Source organism: Microbacterium luticocti DSM 19459 (assembly GCF_000422405.1).
In the GTDB taxonomy this organism is placed as follows: domain Bacteria; phylum Actinomycetota; class Actinomycetes; order Actinomycetales; family Microbacteriaceae; genus Microbacterium; species Microbacterium luticocti.
Window position 1 is genome coordinate 255,015 of the sequence record NZ_AULS01000001.1, and the last position, 16,283, is coordinate 271,297.

The window sequence follows — 16,283 nt, forward strand, 5'->3', positions numbered from 1 at the left end:
GTTCAATCCTCCCCCTCGCCGCGCCGGGTGACCACGGCTGCCAGATCGGGATGCGGATCCGACGTGTCGAACGGCACCACGCCCGGCGCGAGCCGGTGGTGTCCGAGCCGCAGCAGGTCCTGGTCGACGCCGCCGGGGGTCAGTGCCAGCGTCCAGTCGGCGGCCAGCTGGTACAGCTCGGGCTCGAGGTAGCCGATCTTCACGATCAGCACGTCTGCCGTCTCGGGGTCGAGGCCGAGCATGCGGAAGTCGTCGAGGTGGTGGAAAGGCTTGCGACGCTCGGTGAGGATCGCGTGCACCGAACCGGCCCGGATCACCACCTGCACGCCGGCGACGGGATCGCCGTCGGTGAGCGAGAACACCCGACCGCGCAGCCGTACCGGTCCACGCGGCCCCGGATCGACCCGGCCGCCTGCCCACACGTCCACCCACGCGCCGACGCCGGCCGCGGCAGCGACCGCCACGGCCGCGGGATCGAAGATCGACGCGTGGATGACGCACCGCCGGTCGTCGGCGAGATCGGGGCGGGCGAGCAGTTCGCCGAGCGTGGAGGACACGTCGCCGGCGCCGCCCGCGGTGGGGTTGTCACCCGAGTCGGAGATCACGTACGGCCGCGCGGCACCGGGCGCCAACGCCCGGTCGAGCGCGTCGGCGAGGGATGCCGTCGGCCCCACGAACGCGAAGTCGTCGCGTGCGTCCCAGTACCGGCGCGCCAACCGCTCGGCTTCGCGGGCGATGACCGCGCGGTCGTCTCCGGTGACCACCACAGCCGCGTGGCAGCGGGGCTCGTCGGCCCAGGCGTAGCCCACCCAGACGGCGGCGTCGACCACCCCGGGCAGCTCGGCGACCTCGGCGACGTCGTCGTAGATGCCGCGGGCCGGCTGCAGCCGGGTGCTGGTCTTCTCGCCGGGCAGCAGCACCGGAACCGGCACCCACGCCTTGTACGGACGGCGCCGCACAGGGTCGATCCCCCCGGCGGCACGCAGTCGGGCGACGAGGTTGTACGCAGCCCGCTCCTTGGTGTTCGGTTCGTCCTCGTGCGGCGCCATCCGGTAGCAGGTGATGAGGTCGACGGCGTCGAGCAGCGCGCGCGACACATTGCCGTGCAGGTCCATGGCGGCGCTGACCAGCGTGTCCTCACCGACGGCCTGCCGCACCGCACCGGCGAGGTCGGCATCGGCGTCGTCGAGCCCGACGACGCTCATCGCCCCATGGATGTCGAGGAGGAACCCGTCGAACGGACCGTGTCGGCGGATACCGTCGACGAGCTGCTGCCTCATCCGCCGGTACGTGTCGGCGGCGACCGCGCCGCCGGGCAGCGCACGCGCGTGCATGAGCGGCACCCAGTCCGCGGCATCCCGCAACCCGGGCTCGTGGTCGAAGAAGCCGTAACCGGCGAGCAGTCGCCGGCCCGTCCGCACGGTGAACGCCTCGTCACCGGAGATGTGCGGCGTGAACGTGCTCGACTCGATCGAGATCCCGCCGATGCCGATACGCGGACGGGCAAGCCCGTCCGCCGCCGCGTCGGGTGGCGGCCCCAGCCACACCTGACATGCCGGCGGTCGATCGGTCATCGGGTTCCTCCCTCTGCAGGGGTGTCGTCGACACCCCGACCGCGCGCGAGACGGACAGCCCCCCACGCGACGGCGTCCTCGCCCAGCCTGCCGCGCACGATCCGCAGGCCCGCGCCCGAGACCGGCGAGTCGGTGACGAGCGTGCGTTCGATGGCCGGCTCGAGCAGGTCCCAGGCCTGTGCCACTCCCCCGCCGACGACCGCGACAGGCAGGTCCAGGATGCCGGCGGCGCTCGCGCACGCGAGAGCGAGGGCTCGGCCCGCGTCGTCGAACACCGCGCGGGCATCGGCGTCGCCCGATCGCGCCCGGCGCGCGACCTCCCGTGCACCGAGCGCAGCCCCGCGGGTACGTTCTGCGTAACGCCGCGACAGTGACGTACCGGATGCCACGGTTTCGAGGTGACCGCGCTGCCCGCAGGTGCACCGGGTGTCGCCGTACCCGGGGGTATGGCCGATCTCTCCGGCTGCGCCGTGAGGGCCGTGCCGCAACCGTCCGTCCAACAGCACCGCTCCGCCCACGCCCGTACCGAGCATCACGCCCAGCACATCGTCGCCGTATTCGGCACCGGCGGCCACCTCTCCGAGAAGGAACGCATTGACGTCGTTCTCCACACAGATCGGCAGATCCAGCCGGGCGGACAACTCCTGCGCCAACGGGTAGCCGGCCCATCCGGGGAAGGTGCCGGATGCCGCCCGGATCGCGCCGGAGTGGTGATCGACGACGCCGGCCGTTCCCACGCCGACGACGGTGACATCGGCTTCGGCATCGCGGACCAGTCGACGCACCAGCGAGGCTGCGGCATCCGCCATCGCATCAGCACCCTGTGAGGCCGGCGCCGCCACGGCGCCACGTGAGCGCACCGTGCCGTCGTCACCCGCCAACAACGCAGAGATCTTCGTGCCCCCGATGTCGATCCCGGCGATCAGCGTGCCCTCAGCCATCGGCGGAGGTCTTCGGATCGGCGGCGGCGCCGCGCCGTCCTCTCGCCCGTTGCAACCGGGCCGCGACCGCGGTCAGGCTGCCGTTGACGACGAGGTAGATGACGGTGACGGCCACATAGGTCGGAATGAGCAGGTGCAGGTACGAGGCGAGCACCTGGCCGCGGTACAACAGCTCGGTGAACGCGACGATGAAACCGAGTGAGGTGTCCTTGAGCAGACTGACGAACTGGGTGATCAATGACGGGGCCACGTTGCGGAAGGCCTGCGGAAGCACGACGTATCGCATGGCTTGGGACCGACGCATGCCCAGACTCAGCGCCGCCTCCTGCTGCCCACGCGGAAGACTGGCGATGCCGGCCCGGACGATCTCGGCGAACACGGCGGCGTTGGCGACCGTGAGCGGAATCACCAGCTGCCACAGCCGCGGCAGGGTGAGTCCGAGCTGGGGCAGCCCGAACAGCATGAGATAGATCATGAGCAGCACCGGCACCGTGCGTGCGATCTCGATGTAGGCCGTGCAGAGCCAGCGCACCGGGCGGATGCGTCCGGTGCGCCCGAGGGCGAGCAGCACGCCGAGGACACCACCGAGCACGGCGACGACGGCCGCGGCCTCGAGGGTGCCGAGCAGTCCATCGAGCAGGTAGCGCCAGATCGGCCACGTGGTGAACGGAGCCCAGCGGTCCGGCGCCAACTGCCCGTGCGCGGCGAACTGCCACAGACCGGCGGCGAGGATGCCACCGAGCACCAGGCAGCTGACGATCGAACCGAGCATGATGTTGCGCCGGCCCCTGGGCCCGGGCACGTCATACATGAACGACGCGTCGTAGTGCGCGCCGGCGCGGCGGACGACGCGTGCCGCCTTGAGTGTGTCGACGCTCATCGGGCGATCGCCACCCTTCGTTCGACCCAGCCCGCCGCCAGGCCGATCACCAGCGCAATGGCCATGTAGAGCAGGCCGGCGCCCGAGAAGATCAGGATCGGCTGGGCGGCGACCAGGTTGATCTTGTTGACCTCGGCGGTCAGCTCCACCACGCCCACCGCCGCAGCCAACGCGGTGTTCATCGCGAGCGCGATCATCACGTTGCCGATCGGCTGGACGACCGATCGCAGCGCCTGCGGCACGATCACCCGTCTCAGGCTCAGCCCGAACGTCATCCCGAGCGCGCGTGCCGCCTCGATCTGACCGGGCGGCACGGTGTTGACACCCGAACGCACCGCCTCGGCGACGTACGCCGATTCATAGGCGGTCAACACGATGATGGCGGTCGGCGTCAGCGGAAGCAGCAGTCCCGCGTCGGGCAGGGCGAACACGGCAAGCAGCAACAGCGCCAACAGGGGCACGTTGATGAAGAACTGCGTGTAGCAGAACGCCGCGAAGCGCAGGATCGGTATCGGACTGACGCGCGCGACCGTCACCAGCACGCCCAGCACGATCGAGCCGATCCCGGCGATCACCGCCATCATCAGGGTGGTGCCGAGGGCCTGCGCGATCGCACCGGCATTCTCGATGAGGGGATTCATGGACTGTCTCCCGGGATGGGGAGGGGTGGAAGATCTCGCCTTCCACCCCTCGACGTGATCAGGAGCCCGGAACCGAGCCGATCTTCGGCGGCGTCGGGATGTCGGAGTCGGTCACGGTGCCGAGCGTGGTCTTCCACGCCTGACCCCACTGACCGCCATCCTGGATCTTCAGGAGCCAATCGTTGATGAAGGACTTGAAGTCGTCGTCGCCGTGCTTCAGACCGATCCCATAGGGCTCGGTGGTGAACGGCGCGCCCACCACCTTGATCTGCTTCTCGCTGGCCGCGTCGCTGGCCAGCAGCGTGTAGTCCTGCACATACGCGTCGCCGCGCCCCTGGATCAGTGCCTGGACCGCGGCGGGATCGGTGGCGAACGAGACCACGGTCGCCGACGGTGCCACCTTCGGCACCTCGGTGACCGCCGGTGTGTTCGCACCGACGATCACGGTCTTGCCGTCCAGGTCCTTCTCGCTCGTGATGTCGTTGTTGTCGCTCTTGACGGCCACGGCGAGCCCCGACTCGAAGTAGGGCCCCGCGAACGAGACCTGCTCGGCGCGCTCCGGGGTGATCGTGTACGTGTTGAAGACCACATCGACGGTGCCGTTCTGCAGCATCGCCTCACGGGTCTCGGAGGCCGGCGGCACGATCTCGACGCTCGGCTTGCCGAGGATGTAGATCGCCAGCAGCTTCGCCAGGTCGGCATCGAAGCCCTCGACCTGGTCGGGATTGGTCGGATCCTGCTGCGACAGCAGCGGTGCGTCGAGCGCCTCGGCGACGATGAGCTTGCCCCGCTTCTTGATCCGCTCCATCGTCGACCCCGGCACGATCAGGTCTGCCCCCGCCACGGGCGCATCGGCGAACACCGGGTTCTGGTCGGCCGCGTTCGTGCTCCCGTCCTCGGGCGGCAGACTCGCGTTCGACGCGCACGCCGCCACGCCCATCGTCACGACTGCCAGAGCTGCGACGGCCAGCGCCGGCTTCGTCCATCTCTTTCCATGCCACATCAGGGCATTCCTCTCTGTTGGGTTGTGATCGTGCGCGAGAGATCGCCACCGCCGTGCCCGGGCCCGCTCGGCGCCACCTCGAGGTCGACGCACCGTGGCACGCACAGATCACCGGAGTACGTGTCCACGACCGGCAGCGCCACCATCGGCGTGTTCGATGCGCTCATTGCATTCCCAGCTGTCTCGCAGGTGAGTTTCGGTGAGCGTATTCGGACGGATCGGATAGATGCAAGATTGGGCCTAATATTCTCCAGTTTCGGAGAATTGCGTAGACTGACCTCGGTCACGAGGAGGTCGCCATGGTCGCCACCGGGCAGGTCGGCTCGCCCAAGCGAGCGGATGCCGCGAAGCTGTTGTCGCTGATTCGGGGCGATGCGGCGCATTCACGCGCCCAGCTGGCACGTCTGACCGGACTCAGCCCGTCCACCGTTGCACAGCGCGTCGACGAGCTGGTGGCCGCGGGGCTCGTACGCGAGACCGACGGCGAAGCCGGTGGCGTGGGACGGCGCCCCCGCCACTTGGAGATCAACGGCGACGGAGCCGTGGTCTGTGCGGTGGACCTCGGCTCCCACCATGCGAACTTCGGCCTGTTCGACCTGGCCGGGCACCGACTCGCCGACCGCACCGAGCCGATCGACATCACCGCGGGGCCGGAGCATGTGCTCGGATGGGTGGCCGCAACCGCGCGCACACTCTCGGCGCATCACCGTCCTGACTGGCAGCTGCGGGGCATCGGCATCGGCCTTCCGGGTCCGGTCGACGCGCGCACGCGCGCCATGGTCTCACCGTCGCGGATGCCGGGCTGGAACGGACTGCGGCCGGGTGAACGACTCGCTGAGATGACCGGGCTCACCGTGCAGGCCGACAACGATGCCAACCTGATGGCCCTCGGCGAATCGACGGTACGTGACCACGACGAGGATCACTTCGTGTTCGTGAAGGCCGGGTCGAGCATCGGGTGCGGCGTCATCGCCTCGGGCCGGATCTACCGTGGCCACCGCGGCATGGCCGGCGATATCAGCCACGTCACCGTGGCCGATGCGCCCGCCGTGCTGTGTTCGTGCGGGCGGACGGCGTGCCTCGATGCCGTGGCGGGAGGGTCCGCCCTGGTCCGTGCCCTGCAGGCCGAGGGTGTGTCGGTCTCCGATGCCGGCGACGTGGTCGCCCTGGCCGGCGATGCCCATCCGCAGGCGACGCAGGCATTGCGCGAGGCGGGCCTCAGGCTCGGCGTCATCCTGTCCACGATCATGAACTTCTACAACCCGCGCAGTCTGATCCTCGGCGGCATCCTGAGCCAGGCAGAGGCGTTCGTCGCCGGTGTTCGCTCGTCCATCTACTCCCAATGCCTGCCGATGGTGACCGACGAGCTGGAGGTCACGACCAGTCGCGCCCGAGAAAGCGCGGGCGTTCTGGGTGCCGCGCGGTTGATCCTCGACGAGTTGTTCACGCCGCAGCGTCTGGACGGCCTGCGGCCGACGGCATCCTGACGTCTGTCGCCGCAGCCGCCCACGCGAACGGGCCGGAGGAGCGCTCCCCCGGCCCGTTCGCGACGGTGGCTCAGCGCGCGGCCGAGCCCTCGGTGTAGTCCTCGTCCTGCTGCTTCCAGGCGAACAGGGCGCGCAGCTCCTTGCCGACCGCCTCGATCGGGTGCTGCGCCTCCTTCTCGCGCAGCGCGAGGAACTCGGGAGCCCCGGCGTCCTGGTCGTCGATGAAGCGCTGCGCGAAGGCACCGGACTGGATGTCGGCGAGCACAGCCTTCATGTTCTCCTTGACGTGCGGGTCGATCACGCGCGGGCCCGACACGTAGTCGCCGTACTCAGCGGTGTCCGAGATCGACCAGCGCTGCTTGGCGATGCCGCCCTCCCACATCAGGTCGACGATGAGCTTGAGCTCGTGCAGCACCTCGAAGTACGCGATCTGGGGCTGGTAGCCGGCCTCGACCAGCGTCTCGAAGCCGTACTGCACCAGGTGCGACATGCCGCCGCACAGCACCGCCTGCTCGCCGAACAGGTCGGTCTCGGTCTCTTCGGTGAACGTGGTCTTGATGCCGCCGGCGCGCAGGCCGCCGATCGCCTTGGCGTACGACCAGGCGGTGTCCCACGCCGAACCCGAGGCATCCACCTCGACGGCGACGATCACCGGCACGCCGCGGCCGGCCTCGTACTCGCGGCGCACGGTGTGACCCGGGCCCTTGGGGGCGACCATGACGACGTCCACGCCCTCGGGCGCCTGGATGTAGCCGAACCGGATGTTGAAACCGTGCGCGAACAGCAGCGTCTTGCCGGGCGCCAGGTGCTCCTTGATCGAGTCGGCGTAGATGCCGCGCTGGTGCTGGTCGGGCGCGAGGATGACGATGACGTCCGCCCAGTCGGCGGCATCCGCCACCGTCTTGACCTCGAAGCCGGCCTCCTGCGCCTTCTGGATCGAGCGCGACCCCTCTTTGAGGGCGATGACGACCTCAACGCCCGAGTCGCGCAGGTTCAGCGCGTGGGCGTGGCCCTGCGAGCCGTAGCCGACGATCGCGACCTTCTTGTTCTGGATGATCGACAGGTCGGCGTCGGAGTCGTGGAAGATCTCGGTGGTCATGTGGGTTTCTCCTTGGGTTGTGTCGTTTCGTGTCGCTGCGCCGGTCCGCCGGTGACGGGTGGCGCGGATGCCTCAGCCGCGCAGCACGCGTTCGGTGATGCTCTTGCCGCCTCGGCCGATGGCCAGCAGCCCCGACTGCGCGAGCTCTTTGATGCCGAACGGTTCGAGCGCCCGCAGCAGCGCCTCGACCTTGCCCTGGTCGCCGGTGACCTCGACCACGAGCGCGTCGGGCGCGTAGTCGACGACGGACGCGCGGAACAGGTTCACCACCTCGAGCACGTTCGAGCGGTTCGCGTTGTCGGCACGCACCTTCACGAGCATGTGCTCGCGTTGCACGGATGCCGCCGGCTCCAGCTCGACGATCTTGATGACGTTCACCAGCTTGTTCAGCTGCTTGGTCACCTGCTCGAGCGGCTGTTCGTCGACGTCGACGACGACCGTGATGCGGCTCAGGCCCGGCACCTCGGTGACGCCCACCGCCAGGGACGAGATGTTGAAGCTGCGCCGGGCGAACAGGCCGGCGACCCGGGTCAGCAGACCGGGCTTGTCCTCCACGAGAAGGCTCAGCACGTGGTTGGGCATGTCGTCCTCCTCAGTCTTCCTGCTCGAATGCGGGTGCGTGGTCGCGGGCGTACTGGACGTAGCTGTTGCTCACGCCCTGTGGCACCATCGGCCACACCATCGCGTCGGCGCTGACCACGAAGTCGATCACGACCGGACGGTCGTTGGTCGCCAGCGCCGTCTCGATGGCGGCATCCACGTCTTCTTCGCGCTCGACGCGCAGCGCGAGGCATCCGTACGCCTCGGCGAGCTTGACGAAGTCGGGCACCCGGACGGTGCCGTGCCCCGTGTTCAGGTCGGTGTGCGAGTGCCGCCCGTCGTAGAACAGGGTCTGCCACTGACGCACCATGCCCAGCGACGAGTTGTTGATGATCGCCACCTTGATCGGGATGTCGTTGATCACGCAGGTGGCCAACTCCTGGTTGGTCATCTGGAAGCAGCCGTCGCCGTCGATCGCCCACACCACGCGGTCGGGCTCGGCGACCTTCGCCCCCATCGCGGCCGGAACGGCATAGCCCATGGTTCCCGCACCACCGGAGTTCAGCCACGCGTTCGGCCGCTCGTACCGGATGAACTGGGCCGCCCACATCTGATGCTGGCCGACACCGGCGGCGTACACCGCCTCGGGACCGGTCAGCTCGCCGATGCGCTGGATCACGTGCTGGGGCGACAGCAGGCCGTCACTGGTGGGCGCGAACCCGAGCGGGAACTCGTCGCGCAGCCCGTCCAGGTACGACCACCAGTCGGCGATGCCGGGGCGCGATGCCGACGCGACGCCGCGGAAGGCCACGTCGAGGTCGACGAGGACGTCTTTCAGGTCGCCCACGATCGGCACGTCGGCGACCCGGATCTTCGAGATCTCGGCCGGATCGATGTCGACGTGCACGACCTTGGCGTGCGGGGCGAACAGCGCCGCCTTGCCGGTGACGCGGTCATCGAACCTCGCGCCCAGCGCCACGATCAGGTCGGCCTCCTGCAGCGCCAACACCGCGGGGACGGTGCCGTGCATGCCGGGCATGCCCAGGTGCTGCCGGTGCGAGTCGGGGAAGGCGCCCCGTGCCATCAGGGTGGTCACCACCGGCGCGCCGGTGGACTCGGCCAGGGTGCGCAGTTCGTCGGCCGCCCGGGCCCGCACCACACCGCCGCCGACGTACAGCACCGGCTTGGAGGCGTGCGCGAGCAGGCGGGCCGCGGCCTGGATCTGCTTGCCGTGCGCCTTGGTCACCGGACGGTACCCGGGCAGGTCGACCTTGGGCGGCCAGATGAACGGCGCCTCGTTCTGCTGCGCATCCTTGGTGATGTCCACGAGCACCGGGCCGGGCCGGCCGGTCGTGGCGATCTCATACGCCGCGGCCAGCGCCCCGGGGATGTCTTCGGCGCGCCGGACGAGGAACGAGTGCTTGGTGATCGGCATCGTGATCCCCACGATGTCGGCCTCTTGGAACGCGTCGGTGCCCATCAGCGTGCTGAACACCTGCCCGGTGATCGCCAGCAGCGGCACCGAGTCCATGTAGGCGTCGGCGATCGCCGTGACCAGGTTGGTGGCGCCCGGTCCCGAGGTGGCGATGGCCACGCCCACCTTGCCCGACGCCGACGCGTAGCCTTCGGCCGCGTGCCCGGCGCCCTGCTCGTGCCGCACCAGGATGTGTCGGATCTCGGAGGCGTCCATCAGCGGGTCGTAGACCGGGAGGATGGCGCCGCCGGGCAGGCCGAACACGTCGGTGATCCCGAGCAGCTCGAGCGATCGGACGACCGCCTGTGCACCCGTGAGCACGGGCGCGGACGCGGTGCGGGGGGCGTGTGGCCGTGGTACGGCCGCAGCGGTGTCTGCAGGCATGGTGATGTTTCCTCGATTGATCGGGCTGACAGGGGATCGTGTGGCCGCTACCCCGTGACGGCGCCCTGCGCGGCAGAGCGCACGAGCTTGGAGTACTTGGCCAAGACGCCTCGGGTGTAGCGCGGTTCCAGCGGCTCCCATCCCACTGCGCGGGAGCCCAGCTCGGACGTGTCGACGAGTAGGTCGAGAGTGCGAGCCGCGATATCGACCCGTATCAGATCACCATCGCGCACGAAGGCGATGGGACCGGAGTCCACCGCTTCGGGTGCTATGTGGCCGATGCACAGGCCGGTTGTGCCGCCGGAGAATCGACCGTCCGTCAAGAGTAATACATCTTTTCCGAGGCCCGCGCCCTTGATGGCCGCGGTGATCGCAAGCATCTCGCGCATGCCCGGCCCGCCCTTGGGCCCCTCGTAGCGGATCACGACCACGTCGCCGGCGGTGATCTCGCCGGCCTCGAGTGCGTCCATGGCGGCGCGCTCGCGCTCGAACACGCGGGCAGGGCCCTCGAACACCGCGGCGTCGAACCCGGCGGTCTTGACCACGGCGCCGTCGGGGGCGAGCGAGCCGTGCAGGATGGTGAGTCCCCCGGTGGCGTGGATCGGGTCGTCGAAGGTGTGGATGACGGTGCCGTCGACCGGTCCCGGGCTCAACTCGGCGAGGTTCTCGGCGAGCGTCTTGCCGGTGACGGTGAGGGCGTCGCCGTGCAGCAGCCCTTCGTCGAGCATCGCCTTCATGACGACCGGGATGCCACCGTGCCGGTCGACGTCGTTCATGACGAACTGGCCGTAGGGTTTCATGTCGGCCACGTGCGGCACCTTGGCGCCGATGCGGTTGAAGTCGTGCAGGCTCAGTTCCACGCCCGCCTCGCTCGCGATCGCCAGCAGATGCAGCACCACGTTGGTCGAGCCGCCGAGCGCCATCGCCAACGCGATGGCGTTCTCGAACGCCTCGATCGTGAGGATGTCTCGGGTGGTGATGCCCTGCCGCAGCAGGTTCACCACCGCCTCCCCGGAACGCCTGGCGAACATGTCGCGGCGGCGGTCCGCCGACGGCGGCGCCGCCGACCCGGGCAGGCTCAGGCCGAGCGCCTCGGCGACCGACGCCATCGTGTTCGCCGTGTACATGCCGCCGCAGGCCCCCTCGCCCGGGGCGAACGAGCACTCGATGTGGTGCAGGTCTTCTTCGGTCATCCGGCCCGCAAGGCACGCCCCGACCCCCTCGAAGGAGTCGATGATGGTGATCTCCTTCTCGGTGCCGTCCGACAGCTTCACCCAGCCGGGGGCGATCGACCCGGCGTACAGGAACACGCTCGACAGGTTCAGCCGGGCGCTGGCCATCAGCATCCCGGGAATCGACTTGTCGCAGCCGGCCAGCAGGACGGTGCCGTCCAGGCGTTCGGCCATCACCACCGTCTCGACCGAGTCGGCGATCACCTCACGGCTGACCAGCGAGAAGTGCATGCCCTCGTGGCCCATCGAGATGCCGTCCGACACCGAGATGGTGCCGAACTGCAACGGATAGCCGCCGCCGGCGTGCACCCCCTGCTTCGCACCCTGGGCGAGCCGGTCGAGGCTGAGGTTGCAGGGGGTGATCTCGTTCCAGCTCGACGCGATGCCGATCTGCGGCTTGTCCCAGTCGTCGTCGCCCATGCCGACTCCGCGCAGCATGCCTCGCGAAGTGGTCGCCTCGATGCCGTCAGTGACGACGCGGCTGCGGGGCTTGATGTCGATCGCCTTCTCGGACTCAGCCATGCTCGAAGTCTATTGCGCCGACCCGTCCGCTCCCTCGGTCATGACACCGCACGATGTCCGTCGGCGTTCGTTCGCGCACGGCGGCGCGCGCTCACGCCGGGCTCTCGTCGCACGCGCGGTCGCGTCGGCGTGCGGCGAGGGATGCCAGAAACCGTGCGAACTCGTCGATGCCGGGCATCAGCACCGTCGCCGCAGTGGTGCCCACCGGGCCGACATGCACGCCCACATCCGTCTCGCCGAGGCTGCGCAGGGCGTCCTCGTCGGTGACGTCGTCGCCGGCGAAGAGCACCGCATCGGCGTGCACCAGCTGCCGTAGGTGGGCGACGGCGCTGTCTTTGCCCTCGTCACGGAACGCATACTCGACGATGTCGCGCCCGGTGCGGCGCCGCCAGTGTCCGGCTGCGGTGGCCACGATCGCGTCGGCGGCATCGTTCGCGGCCTGCGCGTCGGACCTCGAGGCACGCCGGGTGTGCACGCCGAACCCGAACGTCTTCGGTTCGATCCACACCCCGGGCAGATGCCGGGTGGCCTGCTCGGTCGCGGCGCGAAGCCGATCGCGCAGCACGATGTCGGCGGGGTCGTCGTCTGGGGCGATGACCCCTGCGGCCGGTGTCCAGAACTCGGCGCCGTGCGAGCCTGCCAGCAGCACCGCCGAGTCGTCGCGGTGCTCGGCGATGAGGCGCAGGTCTTTCAGGCTGCGACCCGACACCAGCGCGACCCAGGTGCAGGGGCGCCCCGCCAACGCCTCGACGGCAGTGCGCGCCGCCGGCAGCATGCGCGAGCGCATCGGGTCGTTCTGCAACGGTGACAGGGTGCCGTCGAAATCGAGCGCGACCAGCAGCCGCCGCGCCGCGGCGAGCCGGTCGAGCGCCCGGGTCTCGACGGGCGTCACGACGCGTTCGCCCGGTGGGCGTCGTGAAGCGCCGCGAGGAAGGCCTGCGACCATGCCTCGACGTCGTGCTCCTGCACTCGGCGGCGCAGCTTGCGCATGCGGCGGCCCTGCTCGGCGGGCGGCATGTCGACGGCCTGCATGATGGCGTCCTTCAGGCCCTCGATGTCATGCGGGTTGATGCGGATCGCGCTGCCGAGCTCGTCGGCGGCGCCGGTGAACTCGCTGAGCACGAGCACACCGCGGTTGTCGAGACGGCTGGCGATGTACTCCTTGGCGACCAGGTTCATGCCGTCGCGCAGTGCGGTCACCAGCATGACGTCGGCCGCCAGGTACAGGGCGACCATCTCTTCGCGCGGGAACGCCTGGTGCAGGTAGCGGATGGCGGTGTGCTCCATGGTGTCGTACGTGCCGTTGATGCGACCGACCGTGAGCTCGATCTCGTCGCGCAGCTGCATGTACGCGGCCACCCGTTCCCGGCTGGGGCTGGCCACCTGCACGAGCGTGGCCCGTTCGACCGACAGCCGGTCGTCGCGCAGCAGCTCGCCGAACGCCTTCATGCGGTGGCGGATGCCTTTGGTGTAGTCGAGCCGGTCGACCCCGAGCAGGATCTTCTCGGGGTTGCCGAGCTCGTCGCGGATCTGCCGGGCGCGGGCCTGGATGTCGGGACGCTGCGCCATCCGGACGTACGCGGACGCATCGATGGAGATGGGGAACGCCTTGGCGAGGGCGATGCGCACCGACCCGTCGTCCTGCGGGATGCGGATGCCGCTGGCCCGGGTCTCGTACCGCAGTTGCCGATGCACGGCCCGCGCGAAGTTGCCGGCGTCACCGGTGCGCTGGAACCCGATCACGTCGGCGCCGAGCAGGCCCTCGAGCACCTGCCGCCGCCACGGCAATTGCGAGAACAGGCCGTATGCCGGAAACGGAATGTGATGGAAGTACCCGATCGTCACGTCGGGCCGCAGCTCGCGGACCATCTTCGGCACCAGCTGCAGTTGATAGTCCTGCACCCAGACGGTCGCCCCCGGCGCGGCCGCGGCGGCGGCGGCATCCGCGAATCTGCTGTTGACCGCGACGTACGCGTTCCACCATTCCCGGCGGTATCGCGGCGCGGCGATGACGTCGTGGTAGAGCGGCCAGATGGTGTCGTTCGAGAAGCCCTCGTAGTACAGCTCGACGTCTTCGGCGCTGAGGGTGACCGGCACCAGGTGCGTGCCCTCGAAGTCGAACTCTTCGAGGTGCAGTTCAGCCTGGCCCGGCCAGCCCACCCATGCGCCCTGGGTGCGTCGCATCACCGGCTCGAGCGCGGTGACCAGTCCGCCCGGCGAGGTGCGCCATCCGCCGGCGTCGTCGCGGTCGACGGGCAGTCGGTTCGCGACGACGACGAGTTCTGCTTGCGTCATGTCCAGCGCCTGCTTTCGTATCGCGAGATGCCTCTCTCAGGCTAACAGCGCGGCGCGCGGTGCCGGGTTCTGCGACACCGGTGCCGCGCGCTAGCGTGGGGGGATGCGCAAGTACGTCTTCGGCACGGGCATCATCGGCGCGGTCACCAGCGGCATGACGCTGCTGCGGGCGCTGCGCGACAAAGAGCCGTTCACCTGGCGCACCGGGTTGGCCTGGCTGAGCTGGGCGATCACGCTGGCGCTGGCGATCGGCACGATCGTCGACGTGCGCCGCGCCGGTCAGGGACACCTCGTACCCGAGGACTCCCCCGTGTCGGGCCACGAGACGAAGTACCTCACGCAGAACCTGGAGCGCTGACCGGCGCGGGCACCGCCTCAGCGGGTGAGGATCAAAGCGTCGCCCTGGCCGCCGCCGCCGCACAGCGCGACCGCGGCCGTGCCGGAGCCGCGACGCACCAGCTCGTGCACCATGTGCACGACCAGCCGGTTGCCGCTGGCGCCGATAGGGTGACCGATGGCGATGCCGCCGCCGTGGATGTTGACGATGTCGTCGTCGAGACCCAGTTCGCGCTGCGAGCGGGCCACGACGGCGCCGAACGCCTCGTTGATCTCGACGACGTCCAGGTCCGACACGGCGATGCCCTGCTTGTCGACCGCCTGGCGGATCGCGCCGGCGGGCTGGGCGTGCAGCGAGTTGTCGGGCCCGGCGACCTGACCGGACGCCCCGACCACGGCGAGCACGTCCCAGCCGTTCGCATCGGCGTGCGAGCGGGTGGTGAGCACGACGGCGGATGCCCCGTCGGAGATCTGCGACGAGTTGCCGGCCGTGATCGAGCCGCCCTCGGCGAACGCCGGGCGCAGGGCGGCCAGCGAATCGACGGTGGTGTCGGGGCGGATGCCCTCGTCACGGGTCACCGTCACCGGCTCGCCGCGGCGCTGCGGGATCTGCACCGGCACGATCTCGGCCTCGAACACACCCGCATCCCACGCCGCCGCCGCCCGCTGATGCGAGCGCGCAGCCACGGCGTCCTGCTGCTGGCGGGTCACCTCGAACCGCTCGTTGAGGCGCTCGGTGGACGCGCCCATGCTCTCGCGGTCGTACGCGTCGGTGAGACCGTCGTAGGCCATGTGGTCGAGCACCTCCACGGTGCCGTACGACCATCCGTCGCGTGAGCCCATGAGCAGGTGGGGGGCACGGGTCATGGACTCCATGCCGGCGGCGACCACCACGGCCGCGTCCCCCAGCCGCAGCATCCGCGCCGCGTCGATGACGGCGGTCAGTCCCGACAGGCACACCTTGTTGACCGATCCGGCGTGCACCGTCCACGGGATGCCCGCGCCGACCGCGGCCTGCCGGGCCGGGTTCTGACCGGCGCCGGCGGGCAGCACCTGCCCGACCAGCACGGCGTCGACCGCGTCGGCGGGGATGCCGCCCTTCTGCAGCGCGCCGGCGATCGCGGCGCTGCCCAGCTGCACGGCGGTCAGCGGTGCCAACTGCCCCTTCAGGCGGCCCTGCGGCGTGCGCGCGGCCGCCACGATGACGACGTCGTCCCTGTTCATGCCTTCACCTCAAGCTCGTTCGAAATGGTCAACTCCGGTTCGGTGGCCGCGATCACGTCGTCGACCGACACGCCCGGCGCGGTCTCGACCAGCACCAGGCCGTTCTCGGTGACGTCGATCACGGCGAGGTCGGTGATGATGCGGTCCACGACCCGGCGGCCGGTGAGCGGCAGCGAGCACTCGTCCACGATCTTGGCCGAGCCGTCCTTGGCGACGTGCTCCATCAGCACGATGAGTCTCCCGGCGCCGTGCACCAGGTCCATCGCGCCCCCGGGACCCTTGACCATCTTGCCGGGGATCATCCAGTTGGCCAGGTCGCCGTCCTTCGACACCTGCATGGCGCCGAGGATCGCGGCGTCGATCTTGCCGCCGCGGATCATGCCGAAGCTCGTCGCGGAGTCGAAGAAGGCGGCGCCGGGAAGGACCGTCACGGTCTCTTTGCCCGCGTTGATCAGATCAGGGTCGACGGCGTCCTCGGCCGGGTACGGTCCGACCCCGAGGATGCCGTTCTCGGACTGCAACACCACCGTGACGCCGGCGGGCACGTAGTTCGGCACCAGGGTCGGCAGTCCGATGCCGAGGTTGACGTAGGCGCCGTCGGGCAGCTCCTCGGCTGCGCGCGCGGCCATCTGCTGGCGGGTCAGTGCCATC

15 protein-coding genes are annotated in these 16,283 nt (G+C 69.8%); 2 read left to right on the forward strand and 13 right to left on the reverse strand.

Annotation, left to right across the window (positions count from 1 at the left end):
* Window positions 1-2 precede the first annotated feature (2 nt).
* From H577_RS0101300 to H577_RS0101320, 5 genes are read right to left on the reverse strand one after another with little or no spacing between them, the layout of a single operon-like run.
* Window positions 3-1,574, reverse strand: a complete 1,572-nt coding sequence (locus H577_RS0101300) for a M81 family metallopeptidase (RefSeq protein WP_029144414.1) — start codon at window positions 1,572-1,574, stop codon at window positions 3-5.
* The gene (locus tag H577_RS0101305) at window positions 1,571-2,515 is read right to left on the reverse strand and encodes an ROK family protein (RefSeq protein ID WP_036283432.1); all 945 of its coding nucleotides are present in this window, start codon (window positions 2,513-2,515) and stop codon (window positions 1,571-1,573) included. Before H577_RS0101305 ends, H577_RS0101300 begins: the two co-directional genes overlap by 4 nt.
* On the reverse strand, window positions 2,508-3,395 hold the full coding sequence (locus tag H577_RS14675; RefSeq protein ID WP_051191568.1) for an amino acid ABC transporter permease: 888 nt from the start codon (window positions 3,393-3,395) through the stop codon (window positions 2,508-2,510). Before H577_RS14675 ends, H577_RS0101305 begins: the two co-directional genes overlap by 8 nt.
* A complete protein-coding gene (locus H577_RS0101315) occupies window positions 3,392-4,036 on the reverse strand; it encodes an amino acid ABC transporter permease (protein ID WP_029144416.1) in 645 nt (214 codons plus the stop codon). Before H577_RS0101315 ends, H577_RS14675 begins: the two co-directional genes overlap by 4 nt.
* A gap of 58 nt (window positions 4,037-4,094) precedes the next feature.
* Window positions 4,095-5,039, reverse strand: coding sequence for a glutamate ABC transporter substrate-binding protein (locus H577_RS0101320; protein ID WP_029144417.1), 945 nt, complete (start codon window positions 5,037-5,039; stop codon window positions 4,095-4,097).
* 299 nt (window positions 5,040-5,338) lie between these two features.
* Between H577_RS0101320 and H577_RS0101325 the strand changes: the two genes are divergently transcribed.
* Window positions 5,339-6,526 carry an ROK family transcriptional regulator gene (locus tag H577_RS0101325; RefSeq protein ID WP_029144418.1) on the forward strand — a complete coding sequence of 396 codons (1,188 nt, stop codon included), beginning with the start codon at window positions 5,339-5,341 and terminating at the stop codon, window positions 6,524-6,526.
* A 70-nt stretch (window positions 6,527-6,596) separates the two neighbouring features.
* Here the strand turns inward: H577_RS0101325 and ilvC are convergent, their stop codons facing one another.
* The 6 genes from ilvC to H577_RS0101355 all read right to left on the reverse strand — a co-directional run bounded on the left by ilvC (window position 6,597) and on the right by H577_RS0101355 (window position 14,072).
* On the reverse strand, window positions 6,597-7,694 hold the full coding sequence (ilvC, locus tag H577_RS0101330; RefSeq protein ID WP_281166844.1) for a ketol-acid reductoisomerase: 1,098 nt from the start codon (window positions 7,692-7,694) through the stop codon (window positions 6,597-6,599).
* A gap of 3 nt (window positions 7,695-7,697) precedes the next feature.
* Window positions 7,698-8,207 carry an acetolactate synthase small subunit gene (gene ilvN, locus H577_RS0101335; RefSeq protein ID WP_029144420.1) on the reverse strand — a complete coding sequence of 170 codons (510 nt, stop codon included), beginning with the start codon at window positions 8,205-8,207 and terminating at the stop codon, window positions 7,698-7,700.
* Window positions 8,208-8,217: 10 nt separating this feature from the next.
* The gene (locus tag H577_RS0101340) at window positions 8,218-10,023 is read right to left on the reverse strand and encodes an acetolactate synthase large subunit (RefSeq protein WP_029144421.1); all 1,806 of its coding nucleotides are present in this window, start codon (window positions 10,021-10,023) and stop codon (window positions 8,218-8,220) included.
* 47 nt (window positions 10,024-10,070) lie between these two features.
* The gene (gene ilvD / locus H577_RS0101345) at window positions 10,071-11,777 is read right to left on the reverse strand and encodes a dihydroxy-acid dehydratase (RefSeq protein WP_029144422.1); all 1,707 of its coding nucleotides are present in this window, start codon (window positions 11,775-11,777) and stop codon (window positions 10,071-10,073) included.
* Window positions 11,778-11,868: 91 nt separating this feature from the next.
* Window positions 11,869-12,669 carry a trehalose-phosphatase gene (gene otsB / locus H577_RS0101350; protein ID WP_029144423.1) on the reverse strand — a complete coding sequence of 267 codons (801 nt, stop codon included), beginning with the start codon at window positions 12,667-12,669 and terminating at the stop codon, window positions 11,869-11,871.
* Complete coding sequence (locus H577_RS0101355; RefSeq protein ID WP_029144424.1) at window positions 12,666-14,072, reverse strand: alpha,alpha-trehalose-phosphate synthase (UDP-forming); 1,407 nt, start codon at window positions 14,070-14,072, stop codon at window positions 12,666-12,668. Before H577_RS0101355 ends, otsB begins: the two co-directional genes overlap by 4 nt.
* A gap of 103 nt (window positions 14,073-14,175) precedes the next feature.
* On the opposite strand from H577_RS0101355, the gene H577_RS0101360 reads away from it, so the two are divergent.
* Entirely contained in the window at window positions 14,176-14,430 is a 255-nt protein-coding gene (locus tag H577_RS0101360; protein ID WP_029144425.1) for a hypothetical protein, read from the forward strand.
* 17 nt (window positions 14,431-14,447) lie between these two features.
* Here H577_RS0101360 and H577_RS0101365 read toward each other — a convergent pair whose 3' ends face one another.
* A complete protein-coding gene (locus H577_RS0101365; protein WP_029144426.1) occupies window positions 14,448-15,632 on the reverse strand; it encodes an acetyl-CoA C-acetyltransferase in 1,185 nt (394 codons plus the stop codon).
* A complete protein-coding gene (locus H577_RS0101370) occupies window positions 15,629-16,282 on the reverse strand; it encodes a CoA transferase subunit B (RefSeq protein WP_029144427.1) in 654 nt (217 codons plus the stop codon). The genes H577_RS0101365 and H577_RS0101370 overlap by 4 nt, the downstream gene beginning before the upstream one ends.
* Between the last annotated feature and the right edge of the window lies 1 nt (window position 16,283).